Annotated in this window: 13 protein-coding genes; 8 read left to right on the top strand and 5 right to left on the bottom strand. The window is 37.9% G+C overall.

The window, feature by feature from the left end; translation table 11 throughout:
• Positions 1–78: 78 nt before the first annotated feature.
• The 8 genes from DF185_RS01220 (at position 79) to DF185_RS01185 (ending at position 17,058) form a co-directional block, all read left to right on the top strand.
• A complete protein-coding gene (locus DF185_RS01220; RefSeq protein WP_110358903.1) occupies positions 79–4,740 on the top strand; it encodes a coiled-coil domain-containing protein in 4,662 nt (1,553 codons plus the stop codon).
• Positions 4,741–5,108: 368 nt separating this feature from the next.
• Positions 5,109–9,263: a hypothetical protein gene (locus DF185_RS01215; protein ID WP_110358902.1), complete on the top strand. Its 4,155-nt coding sequence runs from the start codon at positions 5,109–5,111 to the stop codon at positions 9,261–9,263.
• A 136-nt stretch (positions 9,264–9,399) separates the two neighbouring features.
• On the top strand, positions 9,400–10,107 hold the full coding sequence (locus DF185_RS01210) for a DNA alkylation repair protein (protein ID WP_110358901.1): 708 nt from the start codon (positions 9,400–9,402) through the stop codon (positions 10,105–10,107).
• A gap of 41 nt (positions 10,108–10,148) precedes the next feature.
• Positions 10,149–10,808, top strand: a complete 660-nt coding sequence (locus tag DF185_RS01205) for a DNA alkylation repair protein (protein WP_207784542.1) — start codon at positions 10,149–10,151, stop codon at positions 10,806–10,808.
• A 29-nt stretch (positions 10,809–10,837) separates the two neighbouring features.
• Positions 10,838–11,170 (top strand): cupin domain-containing protein, encoded by a 333-nt coding sequence (locus tag DF185_RS01200; protein WP_110358900.1) that lies wholly within the window; start codon positions 10,838–10,840, stop codon positions 11,168–11,170.
• Between the two features lie 166 nt (positions 11,171–11,336).
• Entirely contained in the window at positions 11,337–12,695 is a 1,359-nt protein-coding gene (locus DF185_RS01195) for an MATE family efflux transporter (protein WP_110358899.1), read from the top strand.
• A gap of 122 nt (positions 12,696–12,817) precedes the next feature.
• Complete coding sequence (locus DF185_RS01190; protein ID WP_110358898.1) at positions 12,818–15,433, top strand: T9SS type A sorting domain-containing protein; 2,616 nt, start codon at positions 12,818–12,820, stop codon at positions 15,431–15,433.
• Between the two features lie 524 nt (positions 15,434–15,957).
• Positions 15,958–17,058 (top strand): lactonase family protein, encoded by a 1,101-nt coding sequence (locus DF185_RS01185; RefSeq protein ID WP_110358897.1) that lies wholly within the window; start codon positions 15,958–15,960, stop codon positions 17,056–17,058.
• 47 nt (positions 17,059–17,105) lie between these two features.
• Here the strand turns inward: DF185_RS01185 and DF185_RS01180 are convergent, their stop codons facing one another.
• From DF185_RS01180 to DF185_RS01160, 5 genes are read right to left on the bottom strand one after another with little or no spacing between them, the layout of a single operon-like run.
• Positions 17,106–17,420: an ASCH domain-containing protein gene (locus DF185_RS01180; RefSeq protein ID WP_110358896.1), complete on the bottom strand. Its 315-nt coding sequence runs from the start codon at positions 17,418–17,420 to the stop codon at positions 17,106–17,108.
• Positions 17,421–17,987 (bottom strand): YIP1 family protein, encoded by a 567-nt coding sequence (locus tag DF185_RS01175; RefSeq protein ID WP_110358895.1) that lies wholly within the window; start codon positions 17,985–17,987, stop codon positions 17,421–17,423.
• Positions 17,971–18,426 carry an NUDIX hydrolase gene (locus tag DF185_RS01170; protein WP_110358894.1) on the bottom strand — a complete coding sequence of 152 codons (456 nt, stop codon included), beginning with the start codon at positions 18,424–18,426 and terminating at the stop codon, positions 17,971–17,973. Before DF185_RS01170 ends, DF185_RS01175 begins: the two co-directional genes overlap by 17 nt.
• Before the next feature lie 9 nt (positions 18,427–18,435).
• Entirely contained in the window at positions 18,436–18,861 is a 426-nt protein-coding gene (locus DF185_RS01165) for a VOC family protein (RefSeq protein ID WP_110358893.1), read from the bottom strand.
• The gene (locus tag DF185_RS01160; RefSeq protein ID WP_110358892.1) at positions 18,858–20,291 is read right to left on the bottom strand and encodes an SDR family oxidoreductase; all 1,434 of its coding nucleotides are present in this window, start codon (positions 20,289–20,291) and stop codon (positions 18,858–18,860) included. Before DF185_RS01160 ends, DF185_RS01165 begins: the two co-directional genes overlap by 4 nt.
• Between the last annotated feature and the right edge of the window lie 3 nt (positions 20,292–20,294).

Below are 20,294 nucleotides of genomic sequence, written 5' to 3'. Positions count from 1 at the left end.
TAAAAATAAATTAGCTTTCTGCTTGACATTCAGCTCTGTCTTTCTTAATTTCTATTCTATTGGATAAATTGGAGGGATATGAGCTTAAAATTATTAGATATTAAAAAGCTAAAAAAGGCGAGAGGTAGTCAAGAAAATAATATACCTAAATCAAGAAGTAGAAGAAATTTTCTGAAAGGTTTAGGCTTTGGGCTTCTTGCTTTTCAACCTTCCTTAAAGGCCTTAGGAAAGGCTATTGGGAATGATATTCAATACAGAAAAAGAGGAAAATCCATTACGTTTTACTCAAAGGGAGGAAATTCGTGGAATATCAATTTGAATTCTTTCGATGGTAATCCAAAATTGTATTTTCGTAAGAAGCAGGAAGATTATCATTTAATTCTACGAAATGCTTTTTATCCGGGTACTGCTTTGCCAATGGATTTTAAAGCCATTCTCTACAATGATTTATTTTGGAGAATAAAAATCACTTTTACCAAACTGAATGTATCGAAAGATTTGAATCTGGCCGATTGGATTAATGGCAATTCCGAAATCAACTCATTAATTTATCTGGATGAAAGAATAGAATTGAATAATCGCTATTCATTAGATCTGGAAGATCATTATCATGTTATCATCGATAAGTTTTGGAAAATAACTTTACGTGGAAAAGATCTCGCTAATTACAAATTGAATGATTTTTTAGGAACTGCTGAACAAATTTGTTTTAGTTTTCCTGTTGTGGAAGATCTTGTATATTGTAAATCCAATTTTGAACCAAAATTGAATTTGAGTATCACATCTCGAAATGTAGAACCATTTCTATCAAATTGGAAATTTATTAATGGTTCAGAATTGAATAGCTGTAGAGAGGTACAGCATCAGGTTCAAATATTAAAATCTGAGAGGCTTTCAGGAAAGCTTTCATCTATAGTATTGATTGATGAAAAGGATGTTAAGAAGATAAGTGGCTTTTTATTTTATAAGAAAATTAATGAGGATCTAGAAGAAGCCCTTAAACTTTATCGTTCCCAACTTGCCATTGAGCTCAATCAGGAGTCAGAAAAGTTAGTTTTTATTGCCAGTATGGCTAATAGTGGAATTTGGGCAAATTCTTCGGAAGTTTCTTATCAGCTAATCAATTCAAATGAAAAAGCTGCTTTTGAAATGCAAGGTACCAATGGTAGGATAGAATCTGTAAACGGATTGGCTCATGTAGCAGCTACCAAATATCTTTTGCCTGATGCCATTAGTTTAGCAGTTGAGTATCCAGAGAAGCCAGCCATCGAAATTGAATATCAGGATCAGAAATTGCAATCGAAGAAAAAGGTAGTTATTGATTCTCGATTGGGAAAGATTAAAATCAAAGAGAAGGAAATTATTAGATTGAGCATTCTTCGACCTGAAGATATGCTCTTTCTGCAGTTTGAGTTTTACAATTTCAAATACATAAAAAAGGATCAACAAAGCTTTTTAGAAATTAATAATGCGAAGAAGCCAGCGACTATGGTGGTTGTATTTCCACCTCAACATACATTGGAACAGGCATTTTGGGAAAATAATTCATTGCCTGGAGGAGAAGGAAATGAAAATGTAATATTGCCTGCAAAATATATTCGCAGTGGTAAAAGTAGATTGGTGTATTCAGTCCCTTCCAACTTTAAAGGAATGCCAATTATTATGGATGAACTGTTAAACTGGTCTCGTTTTAAGTTGAGGGTAAACTATCGAGCAAGAGTATTGGAACCAGTTAAAGTAGTTATTAATAAGTTTCAGAAACTGGGTGGTTTTATTAGTAAGAAAAGTACAAGTAAACCCAAAACCATTAGCAGGCAGAGTTTAAATATTGCGAAATATTCAAAGAACCGATTGAGTAATCGATCTCTTTATAATAAAGACCAGTTATCGAAAAATTTACCTGCTGAAATAAGTGGGCAGCTGTATGCAAAGATTAACTATGCAGCATTGAAAGCCAATTTGTTGGAAATGAGAAAACCAAACCTGTTGGAGACTTCTATTGAGGCACCAACCAGGCTATTTATTTCACCAAATCAATTGGCTGGTTTTGCTCATCATCAGAGGATTCACCTAAAGGATCATAAGGAAACGCCAAAGGGAAATATTCAGAACCTGCAGTTCAATAACCCTTTAATTACCAATAAGGGAAAGTTATCGGAATTGTGGCATTCGCGTTTAGGGGTACGACTTAAAAATGGAGAAGTTGATGAAGATGGATTGGAAGGTTTTAGAAGTATTCGTGCGCTATGGTCTAGTGATGGATTCAAAAAACTGACCCCTAAACCTCCAAGAAATAAGCCGTTTAGAACGGCTTTGGATGGAAGGGACCGACACAATATCGTTCATCAAACTTCGAATTTTACAATTAAGTCGTACACGCCAAGAGCTGTTCAGGCTAAGAGGTTTATGATGTCTGCTTTAGGGGCTTGGATTGATTTCAATGCAAACTTTGATTACCCAGATTTTCATGCGCATCCAGATTTGGAACTTTTAGAATGGGAACACCTTTCTACTTTAGGGAGAGATCACTATGTAAAGGTAGTTGAAGCAGGATTTCTATTTCCATTCGGACATACGGCGGCATTGGTGAAGATTACAGAGCGAAAACCTGATAAGGCAACAAGAGCTGCGGTGAATCGCCAAAGAATGTACATTGTTATTCTTGAGCCAGTGGTGTATTATCAGATGCAGGATCAGCAAAATGGATTTATTCCTTTTCCTTTTCAAACGGTTGAATTGCCAGCTACACGAACACCTGAATTGGATGCCCCCGTTGATTTGGTGAATATGGGTGGAGATTACAACTTCTTGATTCGAAGTGGTGGTACGGATTTAATCTTTGATTTGTTATTGGTGGATCAGGAAGGGCGTGAGCAAAAGATAAAACTGCCTTTGATATTTATAGGAAAATCGGCTGCCTATGATGAAGCCAAATCAGAGCAATTGGTGAATGTTTACAATGCTGAGATGAATCGATTCAAGGCTGATTTTAATTTGCAAAAGGTGGCCTATTCTCCATCATTGATTGAAGATGATACAACTTTCGAGACTTCTTTGATTGATTTCGGAGCATTGTCTCTTGGAAATAAAGCAGCTACGGTACTGAAGTTTCATCCCAAGGTGAAGACTGCTTCTGTTAAGGTGAAGGCAATTGAGGAATTAACAGGGAGTCCTGATCCTGTGAATATTCAATTGCAGGATGATGAAAATGCGGCCAAGGTATTTGCCAAGGTGTTGGACAATTTAAAAGCTGATTTTTCAAGTGGATCAGATAAGTCGGGTGGTTTCATGAGCCCCAATACACAGGTCACCTCGCTTTCGAAGTTGAAAGGACCTTTGGGTGGAGCAGTGGATAAATTGCAAAATCTGGAATTTGACCCGGCGGAGTTCTTTGCCTCATCGGACGATATGCCGGTAGCCAAGTTGTTTGGAGTGGTGTCCATTTTCGATCTGCTATTGGGCAATTTAAACTTTGGTGATCAAGGAAATCAACAATCTGAAGCATTAAGTGGCATCAGTCAGCAAATGGAATCTCTAAAGGAAGATATCCTGGAGCAACAAGCCATTTTGGAGACAGCCGCTGAGGATGCTCAAGCGGCTATTGAGCAAGAAATACAAAACTTAAGGAACCAATTGGAGACGAAAGTCAATGAATTGGAACAACAGTTGACCAGTCAGATTCCTCGAATCCCAAACTTTAATGCTTACAAAACCGACAAGGCATTTGTGGTGGAATACCGTTGGATTCCCGAAATGGAAGTAAGTAAATCGCTTTTTGGAGGATTTTTAACTGTAAATGTGCAGAAACCAAATGAGGCTTTGCAAGTGCTAAGCAAACTGAGTAGACCTTTCGATACTTCACAAAAAACACAGTTTGGGGTAGATGCATCCTTCACCGATTTTGCAGTGGAGATTAAAGAATTGATTAGGGTAAGCTTTAAATCACTGAAATTTGGTGGAGGCTCGGGAAAGAAAGCCGATGTGAAAGTGGAAATGGCTGAAGATGATTCCATTCTTTTCCTTGGACCTTTGAGTTTTGTCAATCAATTGCAGAATTTAATTCCTTCCAATGGATTTGCTGATGGACCATACATGAAACTCTCTCCGGCAGGAGTTAAAGCAGGTTTCGATTTGGCCATTCCGAGTGTAGAGGTTGGAGTTTGTACCATTGCGAACATGACCTTGGGAGCAGGCGTTCATCTGCCATTCACGGGCGCTCCACTTACCCTTTCATTCAACTTCTGTAAGCGCGAAGCACCATTCCTGTTAACGGTTTCAGCTTTTGGTGGAGGAGGTTACTTCCTAATGAAAACCAGCGTGAAAGGCTTTGTTGGAATGGAAGCGGCTTTCGAGTTTGGCGCTGCTTTATCCATGAACTTTGGGGTAGCAAGTGGTGGTGTATCGGTAATGGGAGGTTTCTATTTCAGTATGGAAATCGTGGATGATCACACCGAAACCATACTAACAGGATACATTCGCTTTAACGGATATTTATCGATACTGGGAATTATTAGTCTTTCATTGGAAATCTATCTGGCTTTTGTTGCCATGTTCCAAAACGGAAAGGTTGAAAAACTGTATGGTGAAGCCATTGTAAAAGTGAAGATTGAAGTGCTATTCTTCAGCAAAACTGTGACTTTAACCGCTCGCAGGGAATTGAAGGGAGCCGATGCGGATCCAACCTTCCAGATGATTATGGAAGAAAATGATTGGTTGGAATATTGTCAAGCATACGCATGATAACAATTAACAATGAATAATTAATAATGCGAATTAAGAGAGGCGAAGGGTGAAAGTAAGCTGGGATATTCATAGGGGCGTTAGCCCTGATATCTGAAAAGAGATAATAGTCAATTAGGAATGGGTAATGATCGATTAATAATTAGTCGAGTTTAAAAGGATATAAGGATTTCAACTTGTAAAGAAAAAAAGATTTAATAAACATATTTTGACTTTTTTAGAAAACCACGCCTGCTTTTATCAAAAACCACAGTAGGTTTTGCACAAAACCACGTGTGGTTTTAACCAAAAGCACAGAAGGTTTGACATCAAACCACGTGTGGTTTTTGAATAAATCAATGTGAGTTATAAATTATAAGAGGGAAACAATGAAGCAAAAAATCATATTCACCTGTTTGCCACATCGAATTGATGAAGAAGAAAAGCTTCGATTTTCGGTGCAGGTAAGTTTGCGTCTTGAAAATGCGAGTTCAACTACTTTAGAGAGTTTTTCAGACATGGAGAATTGGCCGGAAAAGGTGAAGAATTCCAGTTTTCAACTAAGGCTAAAGAATGGAAAAGAATATGATATTGATCTGAATTCAAGTCTGCTGGATGAGGATTTGTGGGGGAAGTTAGTGCATAAAGACATACGGGTTGATGGGTTTCAGCAGGAAGATTTAACGCCTAGCAGAATTCATTCCTATCCGATCAAACATGTACAGACTTTTGTGTTGGATACCTATAAAAGGCTTGGTGTACAAAGTCCTGATCGCTTGATCGATCCTAAGGATTTGAGTGATCCGAAAAGTTTAGGGCAGATTTCAAAATTTAAGAAACGAGATACCCCAAAGCCCCCGCAAAGTAACACTACAGCTGCAGGGAGAAGGGTGTTTAAGGAATCTGATTTTTTAGATGTGGATGAATCTACTTCCAAACGATTGGAAGAAGTAAGAAGAAAGAAAGGATTTGTTCCTTTCCAGCAGCAGGCCAATCCTAATATGGATTTCGCACAGTTTAGGGATTTTCACAAGACTGATCGTCCAACACGTTACGAGCCTTTGGCTAAGATTAAAAAGCCTGAATTCGAGTTTCATGATATCCTGGCAGTGGTCAGTACTTATCCGCAAATACAGAGAAAACTGGGTTTGGTGTTGGATTTTTCTATGGATATCCCCAATGGTTTTCCTGCAGATCATTCCATGCGTTTGATCATTCAGAATATTGATTTTACAACAGATACGGAAGTTTCGGTTCCTTTAACAGCTTATCGCTACACCGAAAAAGGGTTCTATGCCAAATCGAAGGAAGTCTCGGATATCAATTTGGGATTTGTGAAAATCAATACCGATAAGTTTACTGCTTTTCAGATTGATACCGATGGGGTGGCCATGAAGGTAAACCAGATGGTGGACAATAAGATACAGGAAGAGGTGAAGCTAAAGATTGTGGAGTTGGATCTGGGTAAGAGTAAACGATTTAAGAATGGGGTAATTCCAGCTGATGAACCTGAAAAAGAAGGCTTGCCAAGTTTACGATCGGCAGGTATTGGAATTGCCCGAAATGGAATGGGGCAGCATTTAAATGCAAGGTTTGTTAAAGCGATACAATTGCAAGCTAAGATCATCGATCCATCGAAAATGGATGACAGTTTACAACTCATTCTTTCGGATGAAAAATTATATGCCGAGGATTTGGTGCAAGGCTACAGAATGGATGTGGCTTATTCAACAGAGCCTGAGAAGTGGCATTCTTTGCACATGAGAAAGGAATCTTATTCCTACTTCGATTCTGGTAATGTAGAAGAATTCATAGATGATATTGAGACTGATGAGGGATTCATACAAACCGCAGCTGCCGAGGATACAGAGAATGCCAATGAACTATTCGTTGGAGAAAATATGATTCGTTGGGAAGGTTGGAGTTTATCGGTTCCTAAGCCAGGTTATGCTATTAATGAAGCCGAAGATGATAATGTAGATCCATCAAAACAAGTGGACTATGTGAACAAATCAAAGAATGTTGAGGTAAAGAAGTACCAGTTTGATACTACCAGAGAGTTCAGATTGCATACCAAAACAGAAACGGTGAAGGGAACATTGCCAAGATTGCGATTTGGAAAGGATTATATGCTTCGTGTGAGAACGGTGGATTTGGCAGGGAATAGTGTACCTCTTGATTCGCAACCAGAGAAAGTTTCGGAAGCAGTTATTCGCGGATTTAGATATTATAGATATGATGCTTTGATGAATCCCGTATTGCTGTTGGGATCGGAACTGAAAGATGGTGAAGCTTTGGAGGAATTGGTGGTTCGAAGTAATTACAATATGAGCACCGAGGAGTTTCAGGGAAGATATGGGAATGTAGATTCAAGTGAGAATACAGAAGCAACAAGACATTTTCTGCCACCAAGAAATTCCCAATTGATTGCTGAGCAACATGCCAAGTTTGATAAGGCTTTTGGGAACAATCCAGAAGTAGCGAAGGCGTTGTATGAACTGATCAGTTCGAAGGAAGTGCAACTGGAAAAAGGGGAGAATGGAAAGGAAAAAGTGTACAAGGGAGATCAGGTGGATCTGATTTATTTGCCTGATCCTGCAGCAGCAGGTTTGGCTCTCTTCTTAGCTGATGGATTTGATGATACACATTCACAAACTTTTGAACCGAGATTGTTTAGCTTCTTTGGCAATGATGAATTAAGTTCGAATAATACTGATATTAATCTCTCTGATGATGAATGGTTCAAAGCAAAATCTTTGCGTATTCAGTTGGTAGAAGGAAGTACAGCCTTTAATTGGAATGCTTCTGCCCGGGTTTTAATTGTATCTCTGCCAAAGGGAGAAAGAATTAAACTGAGGTTTTCTACTTTCTGGAAAGAGAAGGATATGGAAGAACTTTCGGGGATGTGGCAACTGCTTCAGGAGGATAACCCTGGGAATATTACAAAGCTTAAAGAGCTGGCAAAAACCGGAAGACATTGGATGATTAGTCCGGCGCGGGAAATCGAATTGACCCATGCAGTTCAACAGCCTGTAGATGCCCCTCAAATCGAAATCATTAATCCTGATAAGAATTACGATGATACACATGCATGGCTACATACCAGGTTTTCGGTACACGGATTTTCAACCCATAAGGTAGAATATAAAGCCCGATGGAGAGACAGAAGAGATGATCCAAGAGCGGTTGAGCCGGATTGGGTAGATCATTCAGATAATGTAGAAGAAATTGACATACAATATCACGATAAAACTGTAGATAAAGGAAGTCTTCCTGAGAAGAAAGATCCTTCCAAGCAAATTGCCATCCAAGGACAGGCCAATCAGGCAAAGCCACAATTAAAGGTGAGTTTGGCAAGTGAGTTTAGTGGAGCACTAAAGCACAAGTTTGGAGATACCAAACACCGTTATGTGGATTATCATCCTGAAGCAACAACAAGGTATGCGGAGCATTTCGATAAGCTAATCCAATCGGAAGGATTGGAAATTACCAGGGATGGAGAATGGTTCGAAAAGGTGAACATCTTAAGTTCCGATCGCCCGAAGATTCCGTTTGTTGACTATGTGATTCCAACATTTGAGTGGAGAAAGACAAAAACAGCCATGGCAATGCGTCAACATCGTTTAGGTGGCGGATTGCGTGTATACTTGAAACGTCCTTGGTTTTCAACTGGTGAAGATGAGATGTTGGCGGTAGTATTGCCGGGATCAGATCCATCGAAGATATCGCAGACTATTGCAGCTTTGGGAACGCCAGGGTTCAATAACCTGTTTACCCATTGGGCACAAGATCCTATTCGTCCATCGAAACCTGGAAGTATGAACTATCCTGGAATTAATGATTTTAGGCACAATCCAAGTATTGACAAGGGATTGGTATATCCCGGCAAGGAGAATGTAAAGGTAAATGCAATTGCCTACCCTGTAGAGTTTGATAAGGAAAGGAAGTTATGGTATGCCGATTTTGCCATTAATCATGGCAAGATGTATTTCCCATTCGTAAAATTGGCTTTGGCCAGATATCAACCGCATTCAGTTCGTAAGGCAGGTCGCGATGTTTGCCTGTCTTCCATTGTGATGGCCGATTACATTCAACTGGTACCCGAGCGCATTGCAACGCTTACCTTTAAAAAGGACAATATGAATTCACGTTTTACACTGCAGATTGAAGGGGTGATATCCAATGCATTGGATAGAAATGGGAATACAGGAAACTATTTGGACATTAGTTTCCTTGATCCTGCATTGGTTCAGCCAGTTTACGGAAGTGTAAGAGATGGCAGAAATGAGGAGAGTCTGGAAGATGAAGGAGTTCGTATTCCAATTTCAGGAAGTGTGGTGAAAAATAACTATTTTACAATTTCAAGGGAGTTTAAATTGAGCAGGAAATATAAAGACCAGCCTTTACAAGTAATTGTACAAGAGTTTGAAGGTGCTGCACCAGCAAGAGGAAATATCAAAAGTATCGCCAGTGCTGTAAATGAAGAAAATCAACCAAGATTAGTATATGCTGATGTGTTTAAAATAAACGCGAAAGACAATTAGCAATGATCAGTTAACAATGTTCAATTAGTAATTAACCAAAGGCTTGCAGCTGAAAACTGATAGTTTTTCAAAATTAATAGATAACCTTCCGTTTTCTGTTAAGACAAAATATAGAAAAAGTTAAAATGATAATACAATGACCAAAGAAGAAGTATTAAAAGAATTGGAATCATACGGAAATGAAGGAACAAAAAGTGTTCTGATAAAACATGGAGCTCGTGAACCATTTTATGGAGTGAAGGTTCAGGATCTAAAAAAGATAGTGAAGAAGATCAAGAAAGATTATCATTTGTCTTTGGAATTGTATGATTCGGGGAATTCGGATGCAATGTACCTCGCAGGATTAATTGCCGATGAAAAACTAATGACCAAAGAGGATCTGCAGAAATGGGTGAAAGGAGCGTATTGGTCTATGATAAGTGAATATACTGTGCCATGGATTGCTGCTGAATCACAATTTGGTTTGGAACTGGCTTTGGAATGGATTGAATCCAAGGATGAAAATACTACGGCAGCAGGTTGGTCTACTTTATCGAGTTTGGTTGCTTTAAAAGCCGATGAAGAATTGGATACAGAATTACTGAAAAGCCTAATGGTACGAGTAGAAAAAGAGATTCATACATGCTTGAATAGGGTAAAATATACCATGAATGGCTTTGTAATATCAGTTGGAGCTTATGTGGAAGAACTTACCGACCTGTCAATGAAAACAGCCGAGAAAATTGGCAAGGTAAATGTGTACATGGGAAAAACATCATGTAAAGTACCTTTTGCCCCACAATACCTGCAGAAAATAATAGACAAGGGAAGGGTAGGAAAGAAGAAAAAAACGGCTAGATGCTAATAGAAAAGTATAGTTAAGCTTTGGCAAAAAACAAGGTTATCATGCAAACAAAAACCATCCCAATAGTAGAACAGTTTAGAAAGAATTCTGACGAGGCCAATGCCAGAAAAATGTCGGCATACATGAAAAATCATTTCCCTTTTCTGGGATTGCCTAAACCTAAAAGGGCCCAATTGAGCAAAAACTTTTTAAAAGAAATGACCAAGGAAAAAGTAATAGATTGGAACTTGGTTCATTATTTATGGGAACTTCCCGAAAGAGAATTTCAATACCTGGCTCTGGAATATCTAGGGAAATTAAAGAAGCAGCTTGAAAAATCAGATATTTCAAACCTGGAACAATTGATCGTTACAAAATCCTGGTGGGATACAGTTGATTCCTTGGCTCCTTTGGTAGGAGTATTGTGTCAAAAATATCCTGAATTAAAGACCGAGGTTTTAGGGGATTGGATCATCAGTTCGAATATTTGGCTGAAACGTGCATCCATTCTATTTCAATTAAAATACAAGAATGATGTAGATACAGAATTTCTTACAAAGACAATTATCGCAAATAATTTGAGTAATGAGTTCTTTGTGAATAAAGCCATAGGTTGGGCATTGCGCCAGTATTCAAAATTTAATCCCGATTGGGTCAAAGAATTCATCTCCAAGTATCCTTTATCGCCGCTTAGTGTTAGGGAAGGCAGTAAGTATTTGTAAATTTCAATCGAATTTAATCTTAATTCTAAATGCAAGACATATATCCAGACATGATTAAGAATTTGCCCGAAGCAGATATTCCTTTTAATGGAGTTCGCGGTTGGGTAGCACAAGGAGAAAATCATCAGATTGTATTTTTTGATATTGAACCAATTGGTGAAGTGCCTCGCCATTCACATGGAGCTCAGTGGGGAATGGTGATTGATGGAGATATGGATCTAACGATTGATGGTGAAACCAAAAAATATAGAAAAGGTGATCATTATTTTATACCAGATGGCGTTTTACATTCGGCTAAATTTAATCGTAGGACCATAGTTATGGACTATTTTGCGGAAAGTGATAGGTATAAACTGAAATAATTCTTTAAAGATTGACGTCTTTTTTTATTTAACCTTATTTGTATAAGTTTGCAGGCAATCAGGTACTTTTTACCTGTTAACTAATACCACTTACCGACTATTAATAAAATTTGTTTGTAATTAGTCTTTGTTACCAGGCATTCTTGGTACATTTGTCCCACTTTCTATGGATAAAAACAGCCAAAACGTATACGAATTAGAGAATGCCAAAATAAGCAGCTTGCTGTGGAAGTATTTTTGGCCTGCATTTACGGGAGTAGTGATCAACTCACTATACAATGTTGTAGATAGAATTTTTATAGGCCAAGGTGTTGGATCAATTGCACTTTCGGGATTAAGTGCGGTATATCCTATCATGCTTATTCTTATGGCATTTGGTATGCTAATAGGGTTGGGAGCAGGTGTTCGAATCTCAATAAATCTTGGCAAGAAAGACTTTAAAAGAGCAGAATGGGTTTTGGGTAACTCTTTTATCCTAATGCTTATTGTATCTGCAATAATTACCATTTTGGGTTTTGCCATTAAAGATCCACTTTTGCAATTGTTTGGAGTTTCTGTAGACACCAAGGATATTGCAAATGAATACTTGAATATCATTTTATATGGTGCTGTTTTTAACGTGGTTGGTTTTTCTTTGAACAATTTGATTCGTTCTGAAGGGAATGCAAAAATCGCCATGTACTCCATGTTAATTAGTGCAGGAACCAATATAATTCTCGATCCAATATTCATCTTTCTTTTGGATATGGGAGTTGCTGGAGCAGCTTATGCTACCATTATATCTCAACTTATCTTGTGTATTTGGGTGATCAAACACTTTAGAAGTAATCGATCGGTAATTAGATTGAGTGCCACTAATTTTAAGTTGAATCCTCAAATTATTTGGTATATCATTTCCATTGGATTTGCACCATTCTCTATGCAAATTGCAGGTAGTTTTGTGCAAGGATTGTATAATGTACAATTGATTAAATTTAGCAATGATGTTGCCATAGCAGCCATGGGAGTAATCAATTCGGTTGCCATGCTAATTGTGATGACTATTGTTGCCATTAATATGGCGGCACAACCAATTTTCGGATTTAGTCATGGAGCCAAACATTTCGATAGAGTTAAAGAGACTTTAAAAATTTGTATGGTTGCTGCAACAGGTATTGCTGTATTTGGGTGGATAATGGTTCAAATATTTCCTGAAACCATGGTGCTGGCATTTAATAGCACCGACAAGGAATTATTGGAGGTGGGTGCCAAAGGACTTCAAACCTTTCTAATCGCTCTTCCGGTGGTTGGATTTCAAATTATTGTAGGAAATTACTTTCAATCTATCGGAAAAGCAGGAGTATCTGCTTTGCTTACCTTAATGCGACAAGTAATTCTTTTGATTCCTATTCTTTTTATACTACCCAATTATTTAGGACTTGATGGAGTTTGGTTTGCAGGACCAATTTCAGATGTTGGTTCAGCGATGATAGCGGGAATCTTTATCATCAGGGAGTTCAGAAAGTTGAACCATCAAATTGCTTAGTTCCTGTATTTTTCGATAGAACAGATTTACCATTCTAAATAAGCAGACTTATGAAATATTAATCTGCTCAATCCCTTGAATTTTTGTATTTTATACTTCGGTATATCAAATAAAGGGACAAGATGAGAAGTGTATTGGTATTTCTATTTTTCTTTTTACTGTTTGGTTGTTATTCCCAGGATGTTCCACTTGTTAACGAACAACATCCAAGAATAGAATTGAGTCAGGAGCGCTTTGACTGGTTAAAAGCGAATATAACAAGTGGTGAGTGCCAGGAAACTTACCAGCGATTTAAAAGTGCCTACGATAGAAATTGGGTGACCAGTTCAAAAACCTATATGGTTGGTTCGGATTCTACTCAATGGAATTTTGAGTTTGGTTCGAGCGATGCATTTCAAATGTCACGAATGACTGCCTTTCTACTGAAAATGGGAACGGATGGATTGGCTTTGAAGCGTTGCGAATTCATCATTTCTAGATATGTAGAGTACCTGAACTCTTTAAACTTCGACAATTACTCAGGAGATACCAAAGAGAACCTACTTAGGAACAATTGTAATTATGGAGCCATTCTTCTCGATTGGACCTACAATGATGTTCCTCAGTTGAAGAGGCAACAACTATCAAGAGCTTTGTATAGGGTTTTGGAGTACTTTATGGACAATTATGTTTTGACTCCTTCGGGCAATAGCTATGTAACCAGCCATAACATTTACAATTGCGGAATTACTATGCATGCGGCTCTTGCTCTTCATGGAGCCGATGGTTTATCGTCAGGCCAGATGTCGGATGTTAATTCATGGTACGCTACTTTGGTGGATAAGTGGGAAAATGGAATTCTCCCTGCATTTGCTCACTTTCGTGATGATGATGGTGGTTGGAATTGGGGAGCAGCTTATTCCATGTTCGGCTTGCCACGTCAGTACCAGTTTTTTGATGATATGAAAATCGCGACAGGAACAGATTACTATCAGGAGCAAGCCTGGATTAGGGAATCCATAAATCAATACTGGTATTTCTATCGTCCAGATAATTATACCATTCATTTGGGTGATGCTGTAATTGATTTAGATCAGGCAAACAGGGTAATGTATCGACATGCTGCAGAGTTTGGCGACGAAAGAAGTCAGTACCTGGTTCAAAAATATGGAGCAACCCAATACCTGAACAATTCGAACCTGGTATTTCAAAAACTTTTATTTAAAGATTTTGAAGCTGCTACGGTTTCGCATCCCCAACCTCCTTTGGATTGGTGGGCCGACAAAACCGGATTGGCCGTAAGCCGAACTTCATGGGACGAGGATGCCACCATGCTTTGGTACTATTGTGCACCAGCCAAACGTGCCGATCACGAACACAGAGACAACAACCACTTTGTAATTATAAAAGACAAACCCCAAATTTTGGATGCAGGTCATTACGACTCTTATGGCACAAATCATTATAACAATTACTATTCGCGTACCATTGCACACAATTCCATTTGTGTATTCGATGGATCAGAATCTTACCGTGCCTTTGGGCGATCTGTTTCGAATGATGGCGGCCAAATATGGACCGATCGATTGGAGAATGTAGGTGAGGTTAATGATAGAGATCACAGAAGAGGAGAGTGGCTCAAGTTTGCAGCTGACGATGAGTATGCTTATTATATCAGCGATGCCGCAGATTCCTATGCATCTGATAAATTGGATCGGTTCGAACGCAGATTATTGTATCACAAGCCTGATCGGGTAATTGTGTTGGATCATTTGCATTTGCGAAATGTATCTTCGCAAGAACGAAAAGCCAAATACATCAATCATTTTGCCAATCGCCCCGATATAAACGGTCAGGTGGTGAATACTGCGGTTGCCAATAAAATTATCACCTATAATGGCAAGGATTATAAGGCATCACATGGAAATGGAAATGTAGCCATCCGCACTTTGCTGCCGGAATCTACCACCACAACCTTAATTGGAGGGAGTGCTTATGAATATTGGGTAAATGGGACGAATTACCCGCCAAATAACAGTCCTGATTTTGAATCGGCACATCCGGGAACGTGGAGAATTGAAGTTGAGCCAACGCAAGTAATCGAGGATTTGGTTTATATGCATACCATTAAAATTGGCGATAATCAAAACCCATCGAATGCGGGTGGTGAACTGTTTAAAAACGAAAGCACCATTGGAGTGGATTGGGAGAATCATTTGTACCTGTTCCATTCTAAAGGTGATACATTAAATTCTACCTACTCGGTAAATCCGCTTGACGGAAACCGAACCATAAAGATTTTTGCTTTGGATATGCAGGCCAATACCTCTTATGGTGTGTTTTTAAACGATGATTTGGCCAGAACAGGTGACTCCAACGAGGATGGTATTTTTGAGATTACGGTTGATTTGGCTGAAGGAATGTACAATTTGGTGGTTCGTGATACCATTGCTGGAGATCCTAATCCCGGTACCGATCCTGAGCCAGACCCTACACCCGAACCAGGCGATGAGGCAGAAGGAGAGGTGAAGGTATATCCAAATCCGAGTGATGGTATTTTTACCGTATTGATCGAACACGATGAGGTGAATGAGTTTCATTTGAGTGCATTCGATTCTGCAGGGAGGAAGATCATAGAATATTTAAATTCGGGCAATCGTGCTGATTTGAACCTGAATGGACTTTCTTCTGGTGTCTACTATATACTCATACAATATCTGGATAAGCAAGTGAAGCGAAAGATTGTACTTGTTGATTAAATAAAAAAACGATTATAAATTGTCTGATATTTATAGCATCGAGCTTATGATAGCCTCAACACGATTGAAATGAAGTTTTGATCGATTAAAATTCGCCAAACAGGCTTTTTTAAACTGTTGGAAAAGATATGACAATGCTCTCGCAGAAATGTGAAGGCAAATTCGCTGCAAAAAAGATCTCTCGATGATTTGTAATGTCGATTTTGGTACAAAAATGAGCTCTCGACAATTTGTAAAGGCAATTTTGGCGCAAAAACATGCTCTCGCAGAAATGTAAAGGCAAATTTGCTGCAAAAAAGATCTCTCGATGATTTGTAATGTCGATTTTGGTACAAAAATGAGCTCTCGACAATTTGTAAAGGCAATTTTGGCGCAAAAAAATGTTCTCGCAGAAATGTAAAGGCAAATTCGCTGTAAAAAAGATCTCTCGATGATTTGTAATCAACCAAAATCAGTTGTATGAGTAGGAAGTTCGCCAATGCCCATAATTTTCTATTATCTTTGAGTGAATTAATTCAAATCTCATGAATAAACCTACAATCTTACTAGTGTTGATAAGCATATTTGCGCTATCATGCAATCAATCAAAAGAGAAGAAAATGACTAAGGCAGTCTATTCCATCTATGTAGGTACTTATACCGATACCGATTCAAAAGGAATCTATAAAATCACAATGGACAAATCGGGAAAATTTGGTGATTTGCAGCTGAAAGCCGAAACGATGAGTCCATCTTTTTTGTGTTTTGCCAATGATGGTAAAAATTTACTTGCCATTAATGAGATCAATTCATTGGATGGAGTAGGGAGTGTTGAAAGCTATAAGATAGGTGATCAGCTTGAGTTAATTAGTAGGAAATCGAGTGGAGGAGCACATCCTTGTTTTGTTGCAGAAAAGGATGGTGTTGTGTTAACGGCAAATTATACAGGTGGAAATACGGGTTTATTGCGAGTGGATAAAAAAGGTAAGCTTTCTGAGCTACTGAATGTAAATCAGCACGAAGGATCAGGAAGCGTTGAGGGCAGACAAGATGCACCGCATGCTCATAGCATCTGGTTTCAACCTAATAAAAATAGAGTGATTGCTGTAGATTTGGGCAGCAACGAATTGTGGATTTCTACCATCACGAATGATCAATTTGGCAATACAGAACGCATTGCAATGCCTGAAGGGGCAGGACCGCGACATTTGGCCTTCCATCCCAATGGCAAGTTTATTTATGTGATTAATGAGCTAAGCAATACCATCACCATTCTAAATGCGGAAACCTTGCAAATTCTCGACAATGTAAATACCCTTACACAAGCTTTTGAAGGAAGCAGTTTTACTGCTGATATTCACATTTCATCCGATGGAAAGTTTCTTTACGGATCTAATCGTGGACACAATAGCATTGTGATATATGCAGTATTGGAAGATGGAGGATTGGAATTGATAGGACATGAATCAACGCGTGGTGATCATCCTCGTAATTTTAACCTAAGTCCTGATGGGAAGTTTTTGATTGTAGCCAACCAGAATACCAATAATTTGGTTTGTTTTAAGCGCAATATAAAAACAGGCTTACTCACTTTCGTTGATGAAACAAAAGCACCTAAACCTGTTTGTGTATTATTCCAAAAGTAAACCTGCTCCTGTAAATTTGGAATTTACAGCTTGTGAGAGAAGGATTTTTAATCCGTTTTTATTGTTGAGAATTCAATCAACATTAAATGGTCTGTTTGTTTTAGGTCAGGATAAAATCCAAGCAAAACAGACCATAGTTCTTCTTTTGAATCAAAACCATCCTTCTTGATTTCTTCTATTGTCAATTCTTCAAATCTCTTGTGTATCACTTTCGTGATTTGTATTTCGATTGAAGGCTTGTCATCAAAAATGGCTTCGCCTTTACCCAATTGCGGAGCAGGTTCATCAACTCTTGCAGTTTGTATTTTGTTTCCGTTTTTAATGGCCTCATAAAAATCGGAATGGAAATGGATTTGGGACATTTATATATAATTAATTGCACTTAAGGCATTTAAACTTATCCATATAATTAAAAATGGACTAATATTTATTATAGCTTTAAAATATCCATAATCATTAAAGAAATTTAATCCTTGGATTAGAATTTTAATAGATATCATATAGAATGCTAAATTAAATATATTTAGAAAATAAGTGTATGTTTGAATGTTTTCAATGTTAAAGTACAATGGAATAAGTATACAAAGTTTGATTAGTGTAGGAATTAAAGAATATGCAAAAACAGTCTTTATATCTATATATTCAGCTTGGCCCTTCAATAATTTTCCGAAAAATAATGTAATGTATGGTAGAATATATCTACCTACTATTACAGAAACTGCAATACTTAACAAAATTACAAACAGTAAAATTCCCAAACCTGATTCATTGAAATATGGATAATCCCTAAAAACAGAATCTAATCCAATAAGAATACCATAAATCATGAATATTATATCCCCATATCCACTCAGTTCATCTGCAAATTTATTATTTAACTTTTTAAATGTCATTTTAGTGTTAAAAAGAATGCTAAATACAGTTGGCATAGTGATTAGAGTTATTTATTAATATCTGATTAACCTCTTCGAAAACTAAATTTTGAATATCTGGGTAAGTTAGATTCTCAGGTAAGTTTTTAAAGAAACGAATCTCTGCAATTTCAGATTTAGGCAATTCTGCCAAATAAGTAATATTGGCAAAGAAGATTCGTCCATAATTGATTTCACCTTTCCAATCACATGAATAGTCTGCAATCAGTTTAAGGCTAAACTCTTTGGCTCCAGTTTCTTCATACAACTCTCTTCTGGCTGCCTGTAGTGCGGTTTCGTTTGCTTCAATATGTCCGGCAGGCATTTCCCAGGTCTCACGCATTCTATGGCGTACAAATACCCAAGTATTTTGGTATTTCGAACAAACAATGGAATACTTTAAATTTTCTTCCGGTATGCTTATGGGATCTAAAAAATTTACGATTGGTTTTGTCATGTATGTATTCTATTCAGAGGTTGATTTTCCTTTGTACATCTCACTAAATGGACCTTCAAAAGGTTCCCAAAGTTCTACTTTATTTCCTTCCGGATCAAGAATCCAGCCAAATTTTCCATATTCGAATACTTGCATCTCACCAACAATCTCAACACCTTCTTCTTTCAACTCTTTGAGCAATTCCTCAAGGTTTTCAACGCGGTAATTGAACATGAAATCTTTCTTCGAAGGTTGAAAATACTCAGTGTTCTCATCAAATGGTCCCCAAATGGTAAATCCTGTCTCTTCAGGTTTACTGGTTTTTTGCCATTCAAATACTCCACCGTATTCATCAGGACATTGAATGCCCAAATGTTTGTTGTACCATTCTTTTGTTCCTTTGGGATCTTTGGTTTTAAAAAAGATGCCGCCTATTCCTGTTACGCGTTTTTTCATGTTGTTTTGTTGTAATTTATTATTCCATTAATCATTCCTTTAAATATAAAAACATGGAATGGATAACTCAAATACCAATATAGTCTTCCAGCCAAGCCTTTGGGTCTAAAAATGGCTTTTTGCTGCAGGCGGTTTTGCTGCAGTGTAAACTCAAGCCACGCTTCTCCCGGTAATTTCATTTCAGCATAGAGCAGTAATCTTTTATTTTCCTTATCGGCCAATAATACTCTCCAAAAATCCAGCGAATCACCAATCTCTATCTGCGATGGATGTCTTCGTCCACGGTTTAGGCCAACACCCCCAAACAGCTTATCCAAAAAACCACGAAATTTCCACAACCAATTTGCATAATACCAACCTCTATCTCCACCTAAAGCCCAAACATTATCCAAAACCAATGGCTTGTTGTCCACAGGAAGAATTTTAGTGTCGAAATAACAGCCAAAACTAGGAGGTTCTACATACTTAAAATTCTTGTTGGATAACCTTCCGCTACTTAAGGCATCTTTCCAGGATGAGATTACCATTTGCTGTTTTATTTTACCCATGGCTTTTTCAATCGCTTCTTTGTATGAGAGTGGATTGATGTCAAGCTTTTGGGCAAAATCATTAGGTCGGCAAACGACTTCAACTTTCATGCTATTAACCAGGTTTACCGCTAGGTTATAGGATGTTGAAGTAATGAAAAATAGCCAGTAGGAAGAAAGGCGAGGTGTCATTATGGGTAAAGTGATTAGCTTCCTGTTGAGTTTACGAACCTGAGCATATTGCAGCAGCATTTCTTTATAACTTAGCACCTCGGTTCCGCCAATATCAAAGGTCTGGTTCAGGCAGTGTTTATTGTATATTACCTTGTGCAAATACTCAATTACATTACGAATGGCTATGGGTTGACATTTCGTTAATAGCCACTGGGGAGTTATCATTATGGGAAGTTTTTCTACCAGATCGCGAATAATTTCAAATGATGCACTACCAGATCCAACAATAATTCCTGCTCTTAAAATGGTCACATAACTGCGACTCTCTTTTAGGATGTCTTCAACTTCTTTTCTCGATTGTAAATGTTTAGATAGTTTCTCTTCATTGGCAATACCACTTAGGTAAATAATCTGTCGATTTTCCGTTTTCTTAAGGTAGTTTACAAAGTTTTGTGCACATTTTTTCTCCAAAACATCAAATCCTTCAGTACCATGTAGCATTGAATGAATCAGGTAGTAGCTTACCTGAATATCTTTAGGGATTTTCTCTAATGATTTTGGATGTAGAAGATCCACCTCCAATATTCTAATGTTTGGGTGTAAGTATTCTTTATGCGTAAAACGTTGCTTGTTTCGAACACAGCAATATACAATATGACCTTGTTCCAAAAGAACAGGAAGTAATCGTTTACCTATATAACCATTGGCGCCAGTCAATAAAATATTCATATG

Origin of the sequence: Marinifilum breve (assembly GCF_003202155.1) — a bacterium.
GTDB lineage: Bacteria > Bacteroidota > Bacteroidia > Bacteroidales > Marinifilaceae > Marinifilum > Marinifilum breve.
The sequence above is the reverse complement of the archived record's forward strand: the minus strand, read 5'-3'. Positions and strand labels throughout refer to the sequence as shown.